The sequence below is a fragment of the Pseudonocardia sp. CA-142604 genome (assembly GCF_050948475.1).
Taxonomy (GTDB): Bacteria; Actinomycetota; Actinomycetes; order Mycobacteriales; family Pseudonocardiaceae; genus Pseudonocardia; species Pseudonocardia alaniniphila.
Genome location: NZ_CP192045.1, coordinates 864,925 through 885,907, shown reverse-complemented (window position 1 = coordinate 885,907; position 20,983 = coordinate 864,925). Strand labels below are relative to the sequence as shown.

The 20,983-nt window shown below is 72.3% G+C and carries 17 protein-coding genes; 4 read left to right on the top strand and 13 right to left on the bottom strand.

What is annotated here, in order from left to right; genetic code table 11:
* Window positions 1-33: 33 nt before the first annotated feature.
* Window positions 34-3,168, top strand: a complete 3,135-nt coding sequence (locus tag ACQPZQ_RS04210; protein WP_433292231.1) for a BTAD domain-containing putative transcriptional regulator — start codon at window positions 34-36, stop codon at window positions 3,166-3,168.
* A gap of 53 nt (window positions 3,169-3,221) precedes the next feature.
* Here ACQPZQ_RS04210 and ACQPZQ_RS04205 read toward each other — a convergent pair whose 3' ends face one another.
* The 3 genes from ACQPZQ_RS04205 to ACQPZQ_RS04195 all read right to left on the bottom strand — a co-directional run bounded on the left by ACQPZQ_RS04205 (window position 3,222) and on the right by ACQPZQ_RS04195 (window position 5,815).
* Complete coding sequence (locus ACQPZQ_RS04205) at window positions 3,222-4,055, bottom strand: ABC transporter permease (protein ID WP_433292229.1); 834 nt, start codon at window positions 4,053-4,055, stop codon at window positions 3,222-3,224.
* A complete protein-coding gene (locus ACQPZQ_RS04200; RefSeq protein WP_433292227.1) occupies window positions 4,055-5,020 on the bottom strand; it encodes an ATP-binding cassette domain-containing protein in 966 nt (321 codons plus the stop codon). The genes ACQPZQ_RS04205 and ACQPZQ_RS04200 overlap by 1 nt, the downstream gene beginning before the upstream one ends.
* 237 nt (window positions 5,021-5,257) lie before the next feature.
* Entirely contained in the window at window positions 5,258-5,815 is a 558-nt protein-coding gene (locus tag ACQPZQ_RS04195; RefSeq protein WP_433292225.1) for a TetR/AcrR family transcriptional regulator, read from the bottom strand.
* 78 nt (window positions 5,816-5,893) lie between these two features.
* Between ACQPZQ_RS04195 and ACQPZQ_RS04190 the strand changes: the two genes are divergently transcribed.
* Window positions 5,894-6,328, top strand: coding sequence for a nuclear transport factor 2 family protein (locus ACQPZQ_RS04190; RefSeq protein WP_433292223.1), 435 nt, complete (start codon window positions 5,894-5,896; stop codon window positions 6,326-6,328).
* Window positions 6,329-6,374: 46 nt separating this feature from the next.
* Here ACQPZQ_RS04190 and ACQPZQ_RS04185 read toward each other — a convergent pair whose 3' ends face one another.
* From ACQPZQ_RS04185 to ACQPZQ_RS04140, 10 genes are all read right to left on the bottom strand, one after another.
* Window positions 6,375-7,865 carry a glycosyltransferase family 39 protein gene (locus ACQPZQ_RS04185; RefSeq protein ID WP_433292221.1) on the bottom strand — a complete coding sequence of 497 codons (1,491 nt, stop codon included), beginning with the start codon at window positions 7,863-7,865 and terminating at the stop codon, window positions 6,375-6,377.
* A gap of 100 nt (window positions 7,866-7,965) precedes the next feature.
* The gene (locus ACQPZQ_RS04180; RefSeq protein ID WP_433292219.1) at window positions 7,966-9,786 is read right to left on the bottom strand and encodes an ATP-binding cassette domain-containing protein; all 1,821 of its coding nucleotides are present in this window, start codon (window positions 9,784-9,786) and stop codon (window positions 7,966-7,968) included.
* Window positions 9,786-10,745 (bottom strand): 4-(cytidine 5'-diphospho)-2-C-methyl-D-erythritol kinase, encoded by a 960-nt coding sequence (locus ACQPZQ_RS04175; protein WP_241042661.1) that lies wholly within the window; start codon window positions 10,743-10,745, stop codon window positions 9,786-9,788. The genes ACQPZQ_RS04180 and ACQPZQ_RS04175 overlap by 1 nt, the downstream gene beginning before the upstream one ends.
* Window positions 10,746-10,809: 64 nt before the next feature.
* On the bottom strand, window positions 10,810-12,339 hold the full coding sequence (locus ACQPZQ_RS04170) for a DHA2 family efflux MFS transporter permease subunit (protein WP_433292216.1): 1,530 nt from the start codon (window positions 12,337-12,339) through the stop codon (window positions 10,810-10,812).
* Complete coding sequence (locus tag ACQPZQ_RS04165) at window positions 12,321-12,884, bottom strand: PadR family transcriptional regulator (protein WP_433292214.1); 564 nt, start codon at window positions 12,882-12,884, stop codon at window positions 12,321-12,323. Before ACQPZQ_RS04165 ends, ACQPZQ_RS04170 begins: the two co-directional genes overlap by 19 nt.
* A 292-nt stretch (window positions 12,885-13,176) precedes the next feature.
* Window positions 13,177-14,031, bottom strand: a complete 855-nt coding sequence (rsmA, locus tag ACQPZQ_RS04160) for a 16S rRNA (adenine(1518)-N(6)/adenine(1519)-N(6))-dimethyltransferase RsmA (protein WP_433292212.1) — start codon at window positions 14,029-14,031, stop codon at window positions 13,177-13,179.
* 34 nt (window positions 14,032-14,065) lie between these two features.
* Window positions 14,066-15,652, bottom strand: a complete 1,587-nt coding sequence (locus tag ACQPZQ_RS04155) for a transglycosylase family protein (RefSeq protein WP_433292210.1) — start codon at window positions 15,650-15,652, stop codon at window positions 14,066-14,068.
* Window positions 15,653-15,938: 286 nt separating this feature from the next.
* Window positions 15,939-16,823: a TatD family hydrolase gene (locus ACQPZQ_RS04150; protein ID WP_433292208.1), complete on the bottom strand. Its 885-nt coding sequence runs from the start codon at window positions 16,821-16,823 to the stop codon at window positions 15,939-15,941.
* 28 nt (window positions 16,824-16,851) lie between these two features.
* Complete coding sequence (gene metG, locus ACQPZQ_RS04145) at window positions 16,852-18,645, bottom strand: methionine--tRNA ligase (RefSeq protein ID WP_433292206.1); 1,794 nt, start codon at window positions 18,643-18,645, stop codon at window positions 16,852-16,854.
* Between the two features lie 43 nt (window positions 18,646-18,688).
* The gene (locus ACQPZQ_RS04140) at window positions 18,689-19,243 is read right to left on the bottom strand and encodes a Uma2 family endonuclease (protein WP_433292204.1); all 555 of its coding nucleotides are present in this window, start codon (window positions 19,241-19,243) and stop codon (window positions 18,689-18,691) included.
* Between the two features lie 40 nt (window positions 19,244-19,283).
* On the opposite strand from ACQPZQ_RS04140, the gene ACQPZQ_RS04135 reads away from it, so the two are divergent.
* Both ACQPZQ_RS04135 and ACQPZQ_RS04130 read left to right on the top strand, forming a co-directional pair.
* Window positions 19,284-19,760 carry a cation:proton antiporter regulatory subunit gene (locus ACQPZQ_RS04135; protein WP_241042654.1) on the top strand — a complete coding sequence of 159 codons (477 nt, stop codon included), beginning with the start codon at window positions 19,284-19,286 and terminating at the stop codon, window positions 19,758-19,760.
* A 6-nt stretch (window positions 19,761-19,766) separates the two neighbouring features.
* Window positions 19,767-20,963: a cation:proton antiporter gene (locus ACQPZQ_RS04130; protein ID WP_433292201.1), complete on the top strand. Its 1,197-nt coding sequence runs from the start codon at window positions 19,767-19,769 to the stop codon at window positions 20,961-20,963.
* The last annotated feature ends 20 nt before the right edge of the window (window positions 20,964-20,983 follow it).

Below are 20,983 nucleotides of genomic sequence, written 5' to 3'. Positions count from 1 at the left end.
AACCACCCGGCACTCCCCGGGCACACTGATCGCGTGCGGATCACGCTGCTCGGTGCCGTGGAGGCGTGGCCGGAGGGCAGCGAGCAGCACCCGGTGTCGCTCGGCGGGCTGCGCCTGCGCGGGTTGCTCGCCCGGCTCGCGCTCGACGCCGGGCGACCGGTCGCCGTGAGCGAGCTGGTGGACGACCTGTGGGGCGATGCACCGCCCGAGGGAGCCGGCAACGCGCTGCAGGCGCTCGTGTTGCGACTGCGCCGGGCGATCGGAGCCGATCTCGTGGACACCGCCGCCCGCGGTTACCAGCTGCGGGTGGAGCCGGAGGCGGTCGACGCACTGCGGTTCGCGTCCGTACTGACGGCTGCGGACGCTGCCGACGACACGACGGCGCATGCGCTTCTCGGCCATGCTCTGGCGCTGTGGCGCGGGCCCGCGCTCGCCGACGTTCTCGACCTGCCCTTCGCCGGACCGGTGGCACATCGGCTGGCCGAGCGCCGGGCGCTCGCCGTCGAGCGGCAGGCCCGGCTCGCGCTGGAGCTCGGACAGCCCGCCGTCGAGCTCGACACCCTGCGCGCACAGCTCGATGCCGCCCCGCTGCGCGAGAGCACGGCGGTGCTGCTGGCCCGCGGACTGCACGCCACCGGCAGGCAGGCCGACGCCCTCGCCGTGCTGGACAGCACCCGGGCGCGGCTGGCCGACGAGCTCGGCGTCGATCCGGGCGCCGAGCTCGAGGCGGCGCGGCTCGCCGTTCTGCGTGGCGACGCCACTCCCGCGCGGGTGACGGCCCAGGCCCCCACGTTCTCGTCGCCCCCGCCGGCCGCCCCGCTGACCAGCTTCGTCGGCCGAACGGGCGACGTCGAACGGATCCGTGCGCTGCTCGGCGCCGCCCGGCTGGTGACGCTCACCGGGCCCGGAGGCGCGGGGAAGACGCGGCTCGCACGGGAAGCCGTCACGGCCGACGGCGCGGAGACGCGAGTCGCCGAGCTCGCCGCGCTGACCGCCACGGAACAGCTGCCCGCCGCGGTGCTCGCCGCGGTCGGAGGGCCCGAGCTGCTGCTTCGCATCCAGGACGACACCGGCCCACCGACGACGGCGCGGCTCGTCACGGCCCTGGGCGGCCGCGAGCTGATCCTCGTGCTGGACAACTGCGAGCATCTGGTGGACGGCGTGGCCGTGCTCGCGGAGACGCTGCTGGGCGCGTGCCCGTTGTTGCGGGTGCTGGCCACCAGCCGTGAGCCGCTCGGGGTTCCGGGCGAGGTGCTGCACCCCGTCGAGGCGCTGGCGCCGGTCGACGCCGTCCGGCTCTTCGTCGACCGGGCGGCGGCGGTACGTCCCGGCTTCGGCCTCGGCCCCGACGTCGAGCCGGCCGTCGCCGAGATCTGCCGCAGGCTCGACGGCCAACCACTGCCCATCGAGCTGGCGGCGGCACGCCTGCGGTCGCTGACGCCTGCGGAGATCGCCGCACGTCTCGACGACCGGTTCCGGCTGCTCACCTCCGGCGCCCGGACGGCGCTGCCCCGCCACCAGACGCTGCGCGCGGTCGTCGACTGGAGCTGGGACCTGCTCGACGAACCGGAGCGGGCGGTGGCGCGCCGGCTCGCCGCATTCGCGGGCGGTGCCACAGCTGCTGCTGCGGAGCGGGTTTGCGCCGGCCCGGCGGGCCCGGCCCCGGGCGAGGTGTTCGAGCTGCTCGCGGCGCTCGTCGACAAGTCGCTGGTCGTCGCGATCCCGCAGAACGGCAGCACGCGCTACCGGATGCTGGAGACGATCAGGGAGTACGCGAGCGAGCGCCTCGACGAGTCCGGCGAACGGGCGGTCACCGAGGCAGCACATGCCGCACTGGTACTCGAGCTGGCAGAAGCCGCCGAACCCCGCCTGCGGAGGACCGAGCAGCTCACGTGGCTGGTGCGGTTGCGGGCCGAGGCCGACGAGATCGACGTCGCGCTGCGCCGGGCCGTTGCCGCAGGTGACGCGGGCACGGCGCACCGGCTCGTCGCCGCGATGGCGTGGGCCTGGATCGTGCGCGGGCTGTTCGACGAGGCCGTGCGCTGGGTGGAAGCGGTCCAGCCGCTCACCGGTCCGGCCCCTGTGTTGGCCCGCGCCATGAACACCGCCTATCTCGCCCTGGTCGGCGTGGCACGTGGTGATCTCCCGGCGGCGGAGCGTGCCGTCGAGGCCGCCCTCGCGCTCGCCGACGGCCTTCCCCGTCCGCTGCCACCCGTGCTGGAACTGCTGGGCCCGGTGTACGCGCTGTTCGCCGGCTCCGATCCAGGGCCGATCGAGCAGCTCTGCGCCACGGACGCTGATCCGTGGGTGCGCGCCTTCGCGCTGCATACGCAGGCCCAGATCGCGGAAAACGAGGGCCGGCTCGACGATCAGCGCCGGTACCTCCGCGCGGCGCACGAGCTGTTCGCCGGCACGGGCGATCGCTTCGGGCTGGGCATCGTCGTGCACGCGCTGGGCGAGCTGGAGGACATCGCCGGCGAGCACGACGCAGCCGCCCGCGCGTACGACGAGGCGATCGCGCTCGCAGGTGACCTGGGCAACGACGACGACCTGCCCCAGTTCATGACCAAGCGCGCGATGCTCGCAGCCCGGCGCGGTGACGTCGCCGCAGCACGGGAGATGCTGCAACGGGCAAGCACCATGGCGCGCGGACTGTTCAGCACGGCGGGGCTCCTGTCGATCGCGCTCGCGCAGGTCGAGCGCCTGGCAGGGGACGTCGACGCGGCACGCGTCCACGTCGCCCGAGCCGCCACCGAGCTGGGCGACCGCGGCAGCGGAGCACCGCAACGCGCGGCGTACCTCGCGATGACGCGGGCGGCGGTCGAGCTCACCGCGGGGGACCGGCCGGCGGCCAGGGCGGCACTCGCCGAGGCGGTCACCGCGGCGGTGGAAAGCCGGGACGGGCCCATCGCCGCGGGGGTGGCCGAGGTCGCCGTGCTCGTCGCGCTCGCCGACGGCGACGCGGAGTGCGCCGGCCTGCTGCTCGGGATCGCGGCCGCCCAGCGTGGGGCCATCGATCGGGGCAATCCGGAGGTGCTCGCCGCCCTCGACCGCGTGCGTGACGCGCTCGGTTCCGCCGCGGCGCAGGACGCTGTGCGGCGCGGCCGAGAACTGCCGCGCGACGAAGGGCTGGCGGTCCTCGCGGAGAAGACCACCCAGCCGATCTGAAAGCCCGACCGTCCCGCCACGGCCCCTCGACGCGGCGGGACGGGCCGTGCCTATCAGGTCCGGCGCTGGTAGAGCGCCACCGCGAGCGGCGCGAAGATCGCGACGACGACCGCGGCCGCGATCAGGGACGCCGTGGCCGGCGCGGCCACGGGGCCACCGGTGAGCAGTCCGCGCACCGCGTCCGCGATCTTCGAGACCGGATTGAGCTCGACGAACCAGCGCAGCCAGGAGGGCATGGTGGAGGCGGGGACGAACACGTTGCTGCCGAACGTGATCGGCAGCATGATCAGCGCGCCGAGGCCCTGCACGGACCGCGGCTCCTTCACGACCATCGCCAGCGCGGTGAAGATCCAGCACAACGCGAAGGCGAAGACCATCACCAGGCCGAGCGCGGCCACCACGGCGACCGGGCCGGTGGCGAACCGGAATCCGAGGATCACGCCGAACACCAACATGATCACGCCCGATGCCAGGTAGCGGACGAGGTCCGCGCCGATCGCGCCGAGCAAGGGAGCGGCGCGCGAGATCGGCAGGCTGCGGAACCGGTCGAAGATGCCGGTGTGCAGGTCGTCGGCGAGTGCCACGCCCGTGCCTGCTGAGGCGAAGACCACGGTCTGCACGAGCACGCCGGGCAGCGCGAACTGCAGGTACGTGCCGGTGTCACCGGAGATCGCGCCGCCGAAGACGTAGACGAACAGCAGCAGGAAGATGATCGGCTGCAGGGTGACGTCGATCAGCGCCTCCGGCGAGTTGATCGTCTTGACCACACCGCGCCAGACGAGCGTGGCGCCGTGGCGCAGCGCGGACGGGATCCGGCGAACGGGCGCTCCGCCCGCGCTCCCCGTCCGATGCGACGTAGCCGGTCGTGCAGTGGTGACAGTGCTCATCAGGCAGCCTCCTCGGTGGCGGCGGCCGGGCCTGCCACCCGTCCGGTCAAGGTCAGGAAGACGTCGTCGAGGCTCGGCAACCGCAGACCCAGCTCGGCGACGGTGACACCGGCTTCGTCGAGCCGGGCCCCGGCCCGGTGCAGCAGCCCGGAGTCGACGGCCGGCACGATCAGCTCGCCACCGGCGTCGACGGTGGGCTCGAGGCCGGGGGCCAACTCCGCGATCAGCGCGGTCACCAGCGGCAGGTCGGCCCGGTGCATCGGCCGCACGTGCAGCCGCTGCCCGCCGACCTCGGCCTTCAGGGTGGCCGGGGTCCCGGCGGCGATCACCCGCCCCCGGTCGAGGACCACGAGGTCGTCGGCGAGCTGGTCGGCTTCTTCGAGGTACTGCGTGGTCAGCAGCACGGTCACGCCGTCGGCGGCGAGAGCGCGCACGCTGTCCCACACCTCGTTGCGGTGGCGGGGGTCGAGCCCGGTGGTCGGCTCGTCGAGGAACAGCACCTGGGGACGACCGATCAGGCTCGCGGCGAGGTCGAGCCTGCGCCGCATTCCTCCTGAGTAGGTGCGGACCCGCCGGGCCGCCGCTTCGGTGAGGCCGAACCGCTCCACCAGTTCGGCGGCGCGGGCGCGCGCGGTGCGCCGGGGCAGGTCGAGCAGCCGGGCAACCAGTACGAGGTTGTCCGTGCCCGACAGTGCCTCGTCAACCGCGGCGTACTGCCCGGTCAGCCCGATCTGCCTGCGGACGGCGGCCGGCTCCGCGACGACGTCGTGCCCGAGCACGCTCGCGCGCCCCGCGTCGGGTCGCAGCAGTGTGGAGAGCACCCGCACGGTGGTGGTCTTGCCGGAGCCGTTCGGGCCGAGCAGGCCGAGCACGGCCCCTCGCCGCGCGACGAGGTCGACGCCGGCCAGCGCCGCCGTCCCCCCGAACTTCTTGACCAGGCCCTCGACCTGGATGACTGATTCCATGACGGTGACGCTGCGCCGGGCCGCTGATACGCCACTTACACCGCGCTGATGCGCCGCTGATACGGCTCGCGCGGCAGGGCGCGAACCGACCGAGGGTTCCGACCGGCCCGCCGCCTCCGTCGATCAGCGGTGGGCCGGTCGCCCAGTGCGGTGCCCCCCTCCGGGTCCCCCGACCCGGCCGCACGTCCTCGACGTTAGAGGAGATGACCATCCGGCGGATCGGTCGAAAGATTGATCTCAACCCGCCGGAGGTCGGAGCCCGTCCCGCAGCACGGCGTAGACGCGCTGCCGCAGCTCGGGTTCAGGGTCGGCGCGAACTACGTACAGCATGGCTTTGAGCAGGGCGACCAGATCCTTGACCGTGATCTCGCCGCGAACGGCCCCGGCCGCCTGCGCCCGCGCCAGCAGCACACCGAGCGCATCCTGCATCTCGGCCACCGCTTCGGCGATACCCTCCGCCCCGGCTCCCGCGAGAGCGTCCGGAAAGTCACGTTTACGTTCCGCCTCCTCGGCGAGGCGGGCGAGGAACCCGTCGAAGGCCGCCCCGGGATCGTCCGCCGTGGCTCGGGCTCGCGCGTCCGCCGCATGCTCCTGCACGCGGGCGAGCGACACGGCCTCGAACAACGCCTCCTTCGTCGGGAAGTGCCGGTAGACCGTGCCCGGACCGACGCCGGCCGCGGCGGCGATCTCGTCGAGCGGGACGTCGTACCCGCGCTCGGCGAACGCCTCGGCAGCGGCGGCCAGCACTCGTTCCCGGTTGCGGCGCGCGTCGGCCCGTAGCGGTCGCTCAGCCACGCGGCCCCCTATGGCTAAACGGGGCGATCGTTCCGTATAGTCGAAACGGGGTCACCGTTCCGATTCTAGGGAGGATTCATGAGCCGTAGTCCGCGGGAAGTCGTCGACCAGGTGCGCCGCATGGTGGCTGGTGAGGGCGTCACGTTCGCCGACCTCTTCGCCGTCGACGGTGTGCTCCGCTACCCGTTCGCCCCGCCTGGAATGCCGCGCGAGCTGAACGGGCAGGACGAGATCCGCGCCTACCACGGCGCCGCGTCCGGCCGGCGCGCGATGTTCGAGATCGAGGACGTCGACGTGGTGGTCCGGGAGACGGACGACCCCGAGGTCGTCGTGGCGGAGATCGAGCACCACGGGCATTCCCACGCCACTGGTGGCCCGTACCGGTTCCGGGCGCTGGGGGTGATCCGCGTACGCGACGGCCAGATCGTCGAGTACGACGACTACATGGACCCGATCGCTACGGCCGCGCTGCTCGGGCGCACCCCTGATCTGGTGGCCGCGCTCGCGTCCTGATCGCGGGTCGTGCGCGGATGCCGGTGCTCCCGCATCCGCGCACGACCTATAGGTGCCGTAGAGCGGGCCACAGCTCCGCCCATGGCCGCTGACGCCCCTCGAGCAGGAAGATCGGCGTCCCCTGCGCCAGGTTGGCGACACGCACGTCGTTGTCCAAGGCGCCCACCTGCGTCACGCGGTCGAACTCCGCCGCCACCGCGGTCGGGTCGCCGACGAAGATCACGGAGCCGGAGTCCTCCGGCGGCATGCCGAACCACGCGGCCCCCCGCGCCCCGCTGTACGCGGGCAGGTCCGGCGCGAAGTGCTGGATCGCCGACAACGACCAGTAGTCCCCCGTGACCACCACGGCGTTCCGCGCGGACTCCGGCGGCAGCGCCCGATGTGCGGCCACCACGTCGTCCACCATCGCGGGCCAGCCGATCTCGTCGCGCTGGAAGTTCCCGATCTGCAGCGGCTGGTCGGCGTGCGCCGAGACCGGCTTGATCGGGAGGATGTGCAGGACGCCGAGAACGAGCACGGCCGTGACGGCGTACACCGGCCACGTCGGCACCCAGCGCCACCACACCGCAGGCCTGCGCCGCTCGATCGCGGCCGCGGACGCCGCCCAGAGCAGCGGGAACATCCCGGCGATGTAGTACGGACGCCCGCCGCTCACGAGGAAGATCAGGGTGACGCCGAGCGCCGTGACTCCCAGGAACCGGTACGCGGGGTCGGCCAGTAGCCGGCCGACACCGTGCACGGCGAGCACCGACCCGATCAGCAGCCCGACCATCAGCAGCGCCACCGGCAGGAACCCGATCACGCCGCCCGCATAGACGCTCTCGGCGGCGACGGCGCGGCTCATCCCCAGTTGCGGCCAGCCGTTCTGCGCCTGCCAGACCAATGTGGGCACGGTGGCGAGCACCGCGATCGCGCCGCCCAGCCAGAGCGCGGGCCTGCGCAGCAGATCGCGGGGACCGAACACGAGCACCGCGACGATCGCGACCACCCAGAACGCCACGACGAGGAACTTCACCTGGAGCGCGACCGCGGTGACCACCCCTGCCGCGATCAGCAGCCCGTCCTGTCGGGTGCGTAGCCAGCGGACCAGCAGCCAGGTCAGGGCCGTCCACAGTGCGGGGTCCAATGTCGACGTGGCCAGCAGGTGCCCGGTGCCCAGGAAGTTCGGTGAGATCGCAAACGCGCCCGCCGCGATCAGCTGCGCGCGCCTCCCGCCGCCGAACTCGCGGGCCAGCAGTGCGGTCAGCACGACCCCGGCCACCGTCGCGAGCGTGGCCGGAATGCGGAGCACCGGCAGCGATCCCGGCGCGATGGTGTCCATCGCCAGCGCGATCAGCGGCAGCATCGGCGGCTGGTCCGCGTAGCCCCAGGCGAGTTGGTGCCCCGCCGCGATGAAGTACAACTCGTCGCCGAAGTAGCCGTAGCGGCCGCTGACCGCGGTCAGCAGTACCGCCGTGGCGGCTGCCATCGCGAGCACCGGGCCGCGGGCGAAATCCGGCACCGGCCGGACCGGCGTCGGGCTCGTGATCGTCGTCATTCGTCCCCCCAGAGATTCACGAGCGACGCTAAGGCGCCGCGAATCCGGGCGAATCGATCGAACGACGGATCCTGGGGTCAGCCGGACGTCCGGCTCGACGCTACGACTCGGCGATCTCCGCCGCCGCCAGCCAGTCCAGCTCCACGCTCTCCTTCTCGGCGAGCACGGACCGGAGCTCGGCGTCGAGCTCCAGCAGCCGGGACGGGTCGGTGGCAGCAGCGGCCAGCTCTTCGTGCAACTGCTTCTCGCGCTTGCTCAGCGTCTCCAGTCGGCGCTCCAGCCGGGAGGCCTCCTTGCGCGCTGCTCGCTGATCAGCCGCACTCGACGTCGGCTTCGCCGCAGCGGCGGGTGTGGGTGGCGGTGCGGAGAGGCCCGTCGCCTGCCTGCCTGCCGCCGCACGCCGCTGCAGGTACTCCTCGATCCCGCCGGGCAGGTGCGTGACCTTCCCGTCGCCCAGAAGCGCGACGACCGTGTCGCACACCCGTTCCACGAGGTAACGGTCGTGGCTGACGACGATGAGCGTGCCCGGCCACCCGTCGAGCAGGTCCTCGAGCCGGGAGAGCGTGTCGACGTCGAGGTCGTTGGTGGGCTCGTCGAGCAGCAGGACGTTGGGCTCCGCCATCAACAGCCGGGTGAGCTGGAGCCTGCGCCGCTCACCACCGGAGAGCTGCCCGACCGGCGTCCACTGGCGGGCGGCGGGAAAGCCCAGCCGTTCCAGCACCGACGACGCGGTGAGCTCGAGCTTGCCGAACCTCACGTACTTCGCCACCTGCTCGGTGGCCTCCAGCACGCGCATGTCCCTGGGCAGGTCCGTGAGCTCCTGGCTCAGCTCGGCGAGCTGCACCGTGGTGCCCCTGACGATCCGGCCGCCCTGCAGCGGACGTTCCCCGCTCAGGGTGCGCAGCAGCGTGGTCTTGCCCGAGCCGTTGACCCCGACGATCCCGACGCGGTCACCGGGACCGAGGCGCCAGGTGACGTGGTCGAGCAGCGTGCGGCCGGCGATCTCGGCGGTGGCGTCCTCCAGTTCCAGCACCGTGCGGCCGAGCCGGTTGGTGGCGAACCCGAGCAGTTCCACCGTGTTGCGGGGCGGCGGGACGTCGGCGATCAGCGCCTCCGCGGCCTCGATCCGGAACCGCGGCTTCGACGTACGGGCAGGCGCGCCGCGGCGCAGCCAGGCCAGCTCCTTGCGGGCGAGGTTCTGCCGGCGTGCCTCCGCGGCGTCCGCCTGCCGGGAGCGCTCGGCACGGGCGTAGACCCAGTCGGCATAACCGCCGAGGTAGCTCTCCACCCGGCCGCCCGCGACCTCCCACGTGCGCGTGCAGACCGCGTCGAGGAACCACCGGTCGTGCGTGACGACCACGACCGCGCACCGCCGCGACAGCAGATGCTGGGCGAGCCAGCCGATGCCCTCGACGTCGAGATGGTTCGTGGGCTCGTCCAGCACCACGAGGTCGGGCTCGCCGACGAGCGCCGCCGCCAGCGCCACCCGCCGCTTCTCGCCGCCGGACAGGCCATCGACGGTGCGGTCGAGGTCGCCGATGCCGAGCCCGCCGAGCACGTCGCGGACCTTGGCGTCCGCGGCCCACTCGTGGTCGGCCGCGCCCTCCCAGGCCGCGAGCACGACGTCCCGGACGCGGGCACCGGCCGGGAGTGCGTCGCCCTGTGCAAGGTGGGCGAGGTTGAGCCCGCCGAGGCGGCTCACCCGTCCCCCGTCGGGCGGACGCTCGCCGGTGATGATGTCGAGCAGGGTGGTCTTGCCCCCGCCGTTCAGTCCCACGACGCCGACGCGCTCCCCACGCTCGACGCCGAGCGACACGGCATCGAGCAGGACGCGCGAGGCGTCGCCGGGAACGTGAGCGGTGACGGCCTCCAGGTTGACCAGGTTCTGGGCAGATCTCGGGGCTGCTGCGCGTGGAGGCATCAGGCACGCACCGGAGGCCAGGACGTGGGTGGACCAGGCGGCTCGTGCTGATCGACGACACGGGCGCCCGGCACCGGGCCGTGCGCCACCCGCACGGTGCGGCAGACGCCGACACCGGCCAGCTCGGTGGCCACGTCGATCGCCGCGTCGGCGCCGGAGCACAGGAACGCGCACGTCGGCCCCGACCCGGAGACGAGCCCGGCCAGCGCGCCCGCGGTGACCCCAGCACGCAAGGTGCGGCGCAGATCCGGGGCCATGCTGACGGCGGCGGCCTGCAGGTCGTTGCCGAGGCTGAGCGCGAGCTGACGGGGGTCGCCGCCGGCCAGCGCCTCCAGCACGGGCTCGACGGGCCGGTCCGGCGGGGCATCGTCCCCACGCAGCCGGTCGAGCTCTCGGAAGACGCTCGGTGTGGAGAGGCCGCCGCGGTGCAGGGCGATCACCCAGTGCTGCGGGTGCCGGGACAGCACCGGCACGATCCGCTCGCCGCGTCCGGTGCCGAGCGCGGTGCCGCCGTAGAGCGCAAACGTGACGTCGCTGCCGAGCTCGGCTGCCAGCACGGACAGCTCGTCGCGGGAGAGGTCGAGTTTCCACAACGCCGACAACCCGACGAGAGCCGCGGCCGCGTCGGCGCTCCCGCCGGCCATTCCACCGGCTACCGGAATGCCCTTGCGCAGCACCAGCCGCACGTCCGGATCACGGTCGGCGCGCTCGGCCAGGAGCTGGACGGCCCGCCAGGCCAGGTTCGTCTCGTCGGCGGGCACCTCGGCGACGCCTTCTCCGTGCACCTCGATCCCGGGCGCGTCGCTGGACGCGAGGGACACCTCGTCGAACAGGCTCACGGCGTGGAACACCGTGACCAGGTCGTGGAAGCCGTCCTCGCGCAACGGCCCGACTGCAAGATGCAGGTTGATCTTCGCCGGAACGCGCACGGTGACCGGGGGAGGGACGGCAGCGAGCACCCGACAACACTACGTGCGTCGGCTCCCGGCCCGAGCGGGGCGGGCCACGAACCTGACGCCTGGGCTACTTGACAACCGGCAGGACGGGCGCCGCCGCCTCGGCGGGCGACGGGCGGCTCAGGTGCCGCGGCCTCGCGAACAACAGCACCGCCACCAGCCCGATCAGCAGAACCACGGCGGGCAGCACGAGCGCCTGCCCCATCGCCGTGGCGAAACCGGCGTGCAGTGCCTCCGGAATCCGCGACACGCCGACCTCTGAACTTCCGCCGGCGGGAGATGCCGGCAGATTCGCGGCGAGCCGCGACTCGATCAGCACCGCGATCCCCGCACTGCCCAGCACCGCGCCGATCTGGCGGGTCGTGTTGTAGATGCCGGCGCCGCCACCGGCGTTCGAGGGCGGAAGGTTCCGCGTCGCCGTGCTGCCGATCGGAGCCCACACGAAACCGTTGGCCACGCCGAGCAGCGCGACCGGGAGCAACAGCTGCCAGATCGGCGTGGCCGGCCCCATGATCGCCGCGAGCCACAGCAACGCCACCAGGAAGGACACCATCCCGATACCGGCGATCCAGCTCGGGTGCACACGGTCGGTCCACCCGCCCACGAGCGGCGCGAGCCCACCGGAGACGACCGCCATCGGCACGAGCAGCAGCGCCGAACCCGTGGGACTGAGCCCGAGCACGCCCTGGGCGTAGAAGATGATCGGGAACGTCATCGCGGTGACCGCGAAACCGACCGTGCTGATCGCGACGTTGGCGAGGCTGAAGTTCCGGTCGCGGAACAGAGCAAGTGTCACCAGCGGCTCTCCGCGGGTGCGCGCCTGCCAGAACAGGAAGGCCCCCATCACCACCAGGCCGGCGACGATCAGCGACCACACGGAGATCGGGCCGGTGATCGTCCCCCAGTCGTAGGTCTGCCCCTCCTGGATGCCGAAGACCAGCAGGAACATGCCGATCGCGCTCAGCGCCACACCGAGCAGGTCGAAGCGGCGGACGTGGGTCGGGAGCTCGGGAACCAGCCGGGCCGCCACGACGAAGCCGACGACGCCGACCGGCACGTTGACGATGAAGATCCATTCCCAGCCGAGGCTGTCGACGAGCACTCCGCCCAGGATCGGCCCGACGAGCGTGGCCACACCGGCGGTGGCGCCCCACAGGCTCATCGCCTTGCCCCGGCTCTCGGCGGGGAAGGTCCGCGTGATCACGGCCATCGTCTGCGGGGTCATCAGGGACGCCCCGAGGCCCTGCAGAACCCGCGCCGTGACGAGCTCGCCGATGCTGTCGGTCAGGCCGCACCACAGCGATGCCAGCGTGAAGACGGCCAGCCCAGCGAGGTAAACGCGGCGCGGTCCGAACCGGTCACCCAGCCGCCCGGTGATCAGCAGTGGCACCGCGTAGGCGAGCAGGTAGGCGCTCGTGACCCACACGACCGAGTCCACACCGGCGCCGAGCCCGGCCATGATCGCGGGCGTGGCGACGGAGACGATCGTCGAGTCCACCAGGATCATGAAGAACCCGACCACCAGCGCCCACAGCGCGGGCCACGGGCTGGGCGGCACGGCCTCGGTAGCCGTGTCGGTCAGTCGTCGAGTGGCCATCCCAGCTCCTTGGTCTCGAGCCGAGCCACGAGCCGTCGCAGCCAGGTCAGCTCCGCCCGCGACATCTCCACGAGGAAGTACCCGTCCAGCAGGTGGGCCTCAGCGGTCTTGGCCGCCCCGCGTGCGAGGGCCGGCTCCACCTCGGCGAGCTCCGCCTCGATGCGGCGGATACGTGCCGTGAGCAGCTCGATCGCCTCTGCACGCGGAAGGTTGTGCGCCTCGCCGAGGGCGACCGGGAACCGGGGGAACTCGTTGACCGGCTCAGCGAGCACGCCGCGGATCCACTCCTGCATCGCGACGCGCCCGGTGGCCGTGATGCAGTACGTGGTGCGCTCGGGACGCGCGCCCTCGCGGTCGGTGCCGATCGCCTCGACCAGTCCATGGGCCGCCAGCCGGTCGACGGTGTGGTAGAGCGAGCCCGGCCGCACCTTGACGACCCGGTCCTCGAACCGATCCATCATCAACCGGTACATCTCGTAGGGATGCATCGGCCGTTCGCACAGCAGCGCCAGGATGCTGGTCGCCAGCGACGTCAGTGCCGCCACTACACACACCACTCCGCCCAGATCGTTCCCCCAGGGTTATTCCGCGCGGAATAGTACACACGGAACTTCCGCCCTCATCGACACGGGCGGACGCCGGCCAGGGGGGTGCTGAACAACAACTCAGCCCGTAGCGAGCGGTGGATCCAGGTGCAGTGTCCTTACGGGACACCCGCACCCGGGCGATCGCAAGGCGGAAGAGGGGCCGATACCGCCGTTGTATCGGGCCCGACGACAACGCCGCGAGGGCGCCGCCTGGGTGCCGCGCAGTAGGGCCGAGTTGTTCAGCGCGCTCCTAAGGGCGCGCGGCGGCCAGGCGGGCGAACGCGGTGACGTCGAGCTTCTCGGCGCGCTCCAGCGGCGGGATTCCGGCCGCGCGCAGAGCCTCCTCCGCCGCCGCAGGCGAGCCCGCCCAGCCCGACAGCGCCGACCGCAGGGCCTTGCGGCGCTGCGCGAACGCCGCGTCGATCAGCGTGAACACCTCGGTGCGGTCGCCGGGCGGCGGTTCGCGCCGGTCGAAGGCCAACAGCCCGGAGTCGACGTTCGGCACCGGCCAGAACACCGCTCGCGGCACCGGACCTGCCCGGCGGGCCGAGGCGAACCAGGCCAGCTTGGCGCTCGGCACGCCATAGGTCTTGCTGCCGGGTTGGGCGGCGAGGCGCTCGGCCACCTCCGACTGCACCATCACGAGCCCACGCCGGATCAGCGGCAACTCGGCCAGCAGATGCAGCACCACGGGCACGCCGACGTTGTAGGGCAGGTTCGCGACGATCGCGGTGGGCGCCGGCTCCGGCAGATCAGCGGCCCGCAGATGCAGCGCGTCGGCCGTGACGACGCTGAGCCGGTCGGCCAGCGCGGGCGCCCGCTCGGCGGCGGTGGTGGGCAGCCGGGCCGCCAGCACGGGGTCGATCTCCACGGCATGGACCGCGCGCACCGCCGGGAGCAGGGCGAGCGTCAACGATCCGAGACCCGGCCCGACCTCCACCACGACGTCGTCCGGCGCGAGCTCCGCCTCCCGGACGATGCGGCGCACCGTGTTGGGGTCGTGCACGAAGTTCTGCCCGAGCCGCTTCGTCGGCCGCAGCCCCAGCTCGCCGGCCAGGGCCCGTACCTCTGCCGGCCCCAACAGCCGCGACCGCTCGTCCGTCACCCCCGGAGGGTGCACCGGCCCACTCTGCGCGGTGTCACCGGGGCAGCCCGAGCTTGTTCGCGCACGCCGGCCAGGCCCCGTAGTCGCCCCGGTCGTCGCGGACCTTGCTGGCGACCGCAATCTGCTCCTCGCGGCTGGCCTGGTGGGGCAGCGGCGCGTAGTCGGTGCCGCCGTAGGCGCGCCAGGTGCCGGCATCGAACTGCAGGCCGCCGTAGTAGCCGTTGCCGGAGTTGATCCCCCAGTTGCCGGTGGCCTCGCAGTAGGCGAGCCGATCCCAGACGCTGCCGTCGGTGACGGCCGGAGCCTGCGGGATGTCGTCGTTCGTGCCGATCTTGACGATGCGGGGCCTCGCCGGGGTCATGCCGCCTGCACGGACCTGCTCGCGCCGGACCTCCGCGCCGTTCTGCACGTACACGCGCATGATCGCCGTCTGCTCGCCGGCCTTGCCCTTGTCGACGACCACCCGCTTGCCCCGGGGCAGGTCGGGATCCTCGATCTCCTGCTCCGGCGGCGGGATCGGCCGGACGACCACGACCTCGCCGACACCGTTGCGCACCACCTGCACCGACGCGCCGTCGGTGAGCGGAGTGTCGCCGGAGGGCACCGAGACGTCGTCCGGGCCGAGCTGGATGCCCCGCTCGGCGAGCAGGCCGCTCACCGTTCCCGCGGAGGTGGTGAGCTGCTCGAGGGCGTTGGTGCCGTCGGTGAACGAGACGGCCTTCGGCACGTTCAGCTTGAGCGCCATACCGGCCAGCGGAATGCTCGTGGTGGGCGCGGCGGACATCTGGATCGGGCTGGCGTCGACGCCGAGCACGGCCAGGGCGTCGCCCACCGACGCCGCCGTGGTCCAGACCTCCCGCTCCGACGGTCCTTCCACGAGCGTGAGCTTGCGCGCCTTGCTGACGATGATGTGGTCGCCACTGACCAGATCGGTGGGCAACGCGGGCTCCACACGGTCCTGCGGAGCGGCGTCGAGCCCAGCCGACTCCAGCGCCGATTCGACGTCGTCGGCGAACGTGTGCACGACGCGGTCCTCGCCGTCGACCGTGATCGTGATCGTCTTGTCCATGGCCAGCGCGGTGGCGCTGCCGCCGACCAGAGCGACGAGCGTCGCGAGCACGGTGCCGCGCACGACGACGCCTGCGTGACCCCGGCGAGCGGCGGCCTCTTGGCGACGCCGGTCGGCACGGGTGGGAGCAGCTGTGCCGGGAGGAGCCGGCGGCGCCGTGACAGCCGCGAACGGGTGGGTCAGCGGCTCGGCCTCGACCTCGACCTCGGGAGCGGCGACGGTCGCGACCACCGGGATCGGGCCCGTCATGTCGTCGTCGATCGGCGCGATCCGGCCGGTGACCTCCTGCGCCGGAACGACCTCGAAGGGGCCTGTCGAGGGGTCGGCACCGGCATCGACGGCGATGGAACCGTGGGCAGGCCGTGTCATCACGGGAACCTGGCGCCGCAGGTCGCGGCGCGGCGGCCGGGTTCCGCCGTGCGCCGGCCTGGTTCTGCCGCTGCGCTCGATCGCGGACTCGCGCGCGTGCGCGAGCAGCTCGGCGGGGGATGCCGGGAACGTCCCGGTGTCCCCACCGCTGTACCACTCTGCGTAAGGGTCCTCCGTGGACACCACGGCAGGGGGCGCGGTGTCCTTTCGACCCCCGCGCCCACGCGGGGCACGGTGCCGCGCGCGAGGAGAGACGTCGACCACTGGCTTCCAGACCTCGTCGGACCGGGCAGGGGAGGCATCGATCACGGTGGCCCGGAGGCAAGGATCAGGGGGAGCGCCCCGGTCCACCGTGACCGCTGTGCTGGGGAGCGTTCCCCACCCCGGCTTTAGCGATCACGGAACCGTAACGGGCAGTCAAAGCCCTCGCCTATTCCCGACACGCCGATAGCGCCGAGTGGACCCTTCGCTACGCCGAACGAGCGTCGCCCGCGCCTGCCGAAGGTAAACCCGCGACAGCGGGTAGCCCATCGAGACGGAAAACTCGCCGGGCGGTGCCTGCGGTGCTCGCGGCGAGCTGATCGTCGGTGACACCGCGCAACGTCGCGAGAGCACGCACGGTCCACGGCAGGCAGTACGGCTCGTTCGCCCGGCCGCGGTGCGGGTGCGGGGTGAGGAACGGAGCGTCGGTCTCCGCGAGCAACTGGTCCTCCGGCACCACGACCGCCGCCTCCTGCAGCGCGCGGGCGTTGCGGAAGGTCACAGGGCCCGCGAAGGACAGGACGTAGCCCGCCGCGGAGCACTCTCGGGCCATCGCGGCGTCGCCGGAGAAGCAGTGGAACACCACCGTCTCCGGCGCTCCCTCCTCGCGCAGAATCCGCAGCACGTCGTCATGGGCGTCACGGTCGTGGATCATCAGCGGCTTGCCGATCCGCTTGGCGAGGTCGATGTGCCTGCGGAATGACTCCTGCTGCGCGGCGGGCGGCGAGTAGTCCCAGTAGTAGTCCAGGCCGGTCTCCCCCACCGCGACCACCCGCGGGTCACGCGCGAGCCGTTCGATCTCGGCGTGGTCGTCGTCGGTGAGGGCGGCCGTGCGCGTCGGGTGCAGCGCGACCGCGGCGACCACGCGGTCGTCCCAGTGCGCCGCCTGCACGGCCCACCGGGCGGACGCGAGGTCGTCCGCGACCGTGACGGCGCGCGTGACGCCCACCGCGGCCGCCCGGTCCATCGCGGCCGCCACGTCGGCGGCGTCCACGCAGCCGCAGGCGTCGAGGTGCGTGTGCGCGTCGACGGTCGGCGCGGGGAGCGGCTCCGGGGCGGGCGGCCGCTCGCGGCGCCCATCCGCCCCGCTCACCGACACCCTCTCCCGCTCCGGGTTGCGCTCACTTCTGGATCGGCGCCCACTCCGGGCCGGTCTCGCCGAGCTCCGGGTCGAGCTTGCGGAAGATCGGCGTGGGCTTCGCCAGCGGGCGACCGACCGGGATCGGCGTGGACTCCCAGCGTGCCTGCTCGCGGGTGTAGTCGCCGGTCAGGATCGGGTTGATCCGGCCGGGGATGTCCAGGTCCGCAACGTCGACCAGCTCCGGCTGGGCAGCCCACACCCCGGTGCCGCCCAGCGCCTCGTGCACCTTCTGCGCAGCGTGCGGCAGGAACGGGGTGAGCAACGTGTTGGCGTCCTGCACGACCTGCAGCGCCGTATGCAGCACGGCGTCGCGCCTGCCGGTGTCGTCCCCCAGCTTCCACGGCTCCTGCTCCGACAGGTACCGGTTGGCCGCCGAGACCACCCGCATCGCCTCGCCGATGCCGGCCCGGAACCGCGAGCGCGTGAGGTGCCCACCGACCGTGTCGAACGCCGCGCGCGAGAGCGCGAGCAGCTCGGCGTCGGCCGGCGCCGGAGTGGTGGCAGGCGGGATCGCACCGTTGTTCTTGTGCGCCATCGAGATCGACCGGTTGACGAGGTTGCCCCACTCGTTGGCGAGCTCGAAGTTGACCCGCCGGACGAACTCGTCCCACGTGAAGTCGACGTCCTGCGTCTCGGGCCCAGCGGCCGAGATGAAGTACCGCAGGCTGTCCGGCCCGTAGTCGCGCAGGAAGTCGTGCAGGTAGATCACGGTGCCGCGCGAGGTGGAGAACTTCGAGCCGCTCATCGTGAGGAACTCGCTGGAGGCGATCTCCGTGGGCAGGTCGAGGACGCCGTAGGGGCCGGGCTCGCCGCCGTGGTCGCCCTGGCCGTTGTGGCCGAGCAGCAGCGCGGGCCAGATCTGGGCGTGGAAGGTGATGTTGTCCTTGCCCATGAAGTAGACGTGCTCGGCGTCGGGGTCGTTCCACCACGCCTTCCACGCGTCGGCGTCACCCGTGCGCCGGGCCCACTCGACACTCGCCGAGAAGTAGCCGATGACGGCGTCGAACCAGACGTAGAACTTCTTGAGCGGCTGGTCGCGCCACCCGTCGAGCGGGATCGTGACACCCCAGTCGAGGTCGCGGGTGATGGGCCGCGGGCGCATGTCGTCGACGAGGTTCCTGGTGAAGTTCAGGACGTTCGGCCGCCACCCCGTCTTGGTGGCAAGCCATTTGCCGAGCGACTCGGTGAAGGCGGGTAGGTCGAGGAACAGATGCTCGGTCTCGACGAACGCGGGTACCTCGCCGTTGATCCGCGACCGCGGGTTGATCAGCTCAGTGGCGTCGAGCTGGTTGCCGCAGTTGTCGCACTGGTCGCCACGGGCGTGCGGGTAGCCGCAGATGGGGCAGGTGCCCTCGACATAGCGGTCGGGCAGCGTGCGGCCGGTGGACGGGCTGATGGCGCCGGTCGTGGTTCTCGGGACGATGTAACCGTTGCGGTACAGGGCCAGGAAGATCTGCTGCACGACCTCGGCATGGTTGCCGGTGGTGGTGCGGGTGTAGAGGTCGTAGGTGACGCCGAGCCCGCGCAGGTCCTCCGAGATGACACGGTGGTACTTGTCCGCGGTCTGCTGCGGGGTCAGGCCCTCCTTCTCGGCCTGCACCAGGATCGGGGTGCCGTGCTCGTCGCTGCCCGAGACCATGAGCACCCGCTTGCCCGCCATCCGCTGGTAGCGGGAGAACACGTCGGAGGGCACACCGATACCGGAGACGTGGCCGATGTGCCGCGGGCCGTTGGCGTAGGGCCATGCCACGGCGGTCAGCACGGGGGAACTCATGCATCAAGACTAGGCCCAGCCCGCCACCGGGTTCCGCGGGCGCTCAGACCGTGGCGGAGCCCTCGGACCAGGAGATCTCCAGCTTCTCGTCGACGGTGCGCAGGACGATCCCGAGGACCTCGCTCGTGAGCTCCCCCGAGGCACCCGGTTGCACGGGCACGAGTCGGCCGCCGAGGGCGCGGAACAGCTCGACCCGGCGGTCGTGCGGGTGGGCGACGATCATCTCGCGGACGCCGAGCAGACCGTAGAAGCCGATCTTGTCGTAGGTCTCGTCGTCGTTGGACCGGATCTCGACGACGAGCTCGGCCCCTTCCGCGCCCCGCTCCGAGAAATGCTCGGCTGTGCAGTACAGCTGGTCCGGCACTCGGTAGTCGTCGTCCGAGCGGAAGAGACCGGTCCCGAACAAGGGCACGAGATCCGCCGCCTCCGCGAGTGGTGCGACGACAAGGAAGAACTCCGAGGCAAACCGCTGGTGTGGGCCGCTGGGAAGAGACACGAGGTGCAGCAGGCCGTCCCACATCTCGTCGCGACGGTCGAGTCCCAGCCGGCGGCGCTCGTCGAGCATCGCCTGCGGCGCGTCGAGCATGAGGACCCGCATGCGCTCAGGGTAGCGACGCAAGTCGATTACCGTGTGCAGGGTGAACGTTGAGGTCACGCCACTGCCCGGCATCGGTGTGCGTAAGGACTTCGCCATCCGGGGCGGCAGACGGATCGGCGTGGTCACGCACCGGGACGGAAGGATCGAGCTGATCATCTCCAAGTCGGACGACCCCGACGCTTGTCTCGCCGAGCTGCCGCTCACCGTCGACGAGGCGAGTGCGCTGGCCAACCTGCTCGGCGCACCGCAGCTCGTCGCGCAGCTCACCGAGGAGCACCGCGACCTGCCCGGCATCCACACCCGCCAGATCCCCGTCGGCGCCCCGTTCGACGGACGCACGCTGGGCGACACCGCCCTGCGCACCCGCACCGGCGTCTCCGTGGTCGCCGTGATGCGGGCGGGCCAGGTCCACCCGAGCCCGACGCCGGACTTCACCCTGACCGCCGGGGACCTCATGGTCACCGTCGGCACGTCGGAGGGGCTCGACAACGCTGTCAAGATCCTCAAGCGGGGCTGATCGCGCGTGGACCACACCGCGCTCGAACTGATCGAGCTCGGCGCCGTGTTCTTGAGCCTGGGCATCCTGGGCAGGCTCGCCGGCCGGATCGGGCTGTCCCCCATCCCCCTCTACCTGCTCGGCGGGCTGTTCTTCGGCACCGGCGGCATCATTCCGCTGAGCGGCATCGAGGGCTTCACGTCGCTGGCCGGCGAGGTCGGAGTGGTCCTGCTGCTCCTGCTCCTCGGGCTCGAGTACTCGGCGGCCGAGCTCGTCACGGGCCTGCGCCGGTCCTGGATGGGCGGCATCCTCGACATCGTCCTCAACGCTGCGCCGGGTGCGGCTGTCGCGCTCGCGCTGGGCTGGGGTCCTGTCGGGGCGCTCGTGATGGGCGGCGTCACCTACATCTCCTCGTCGGGGATCATCGCGAAGGTCCTCTCCGACCTCGGCCGCCTCGGTAACCGCGAGACGCCCGTCGTGCTGTCGATCCTCGTGTTCGAGGACCTCGTGATGGCGCTCTACCTGCCGATCCTCACCGCGGTGCTGATCGGCGTGAGCCTCGCAGGCGGTCTCACCGCCGTCGGGATCTCGGTGGCGGTGCTCGCCGTCGTGCTCGTGGTGGCGCTGCGCTACGGCCGGTTCGTGTCCGCACTCGTCGACTCCCCGGACCGTGAGGTCTTCCTGCTCAAGGTGCTCGGGGCCGCACTGCTCGTGGCTGGGTTCGCCTCGGCGATGCAGGTCTCGGCGGCCGTCGGCGCGTTCCTGTTGGGCATCGCGATCTCGGGCTCCACCGCGGAGAACGCCACCAAGCTGCTGGAGCCGCTGCGTGACCTGTTCGCCGCGGTGTTCTTCGTGGTGTTCGGGCTCAACACCGACCCCGCGTCGATCCCCCCGGTGCTGGGCTGGGCGGTCGTCCTCGCCGTCGCCACCACGCTCACGAAGCTCGCCACCGGGTGGTGGGCTGCGAGTCGCGTGAAGATCGGCACGCTCGGCCGGGCTCGTGCCGGCGCCGCGCTGGTGGCACGCGGCGAGTTCTCGATCGTCATCGCGGGGCTGGCCGTCGGCTACGCGGCGGTGGACGAACAGCTTGCCGCCCTCGCCACCACGTACGTGCTGCTCATGGCCGTGATCGGCCCGGTGGCCGCGCGGGTGGTCGAGCCCGTCGTCCGCTGGGCACGCGCCAAGCGCCCGTCCACCGCGCCCGCCCCGTCCGCCGGCAACTGACCGTCCGCCCGGCTGACCCT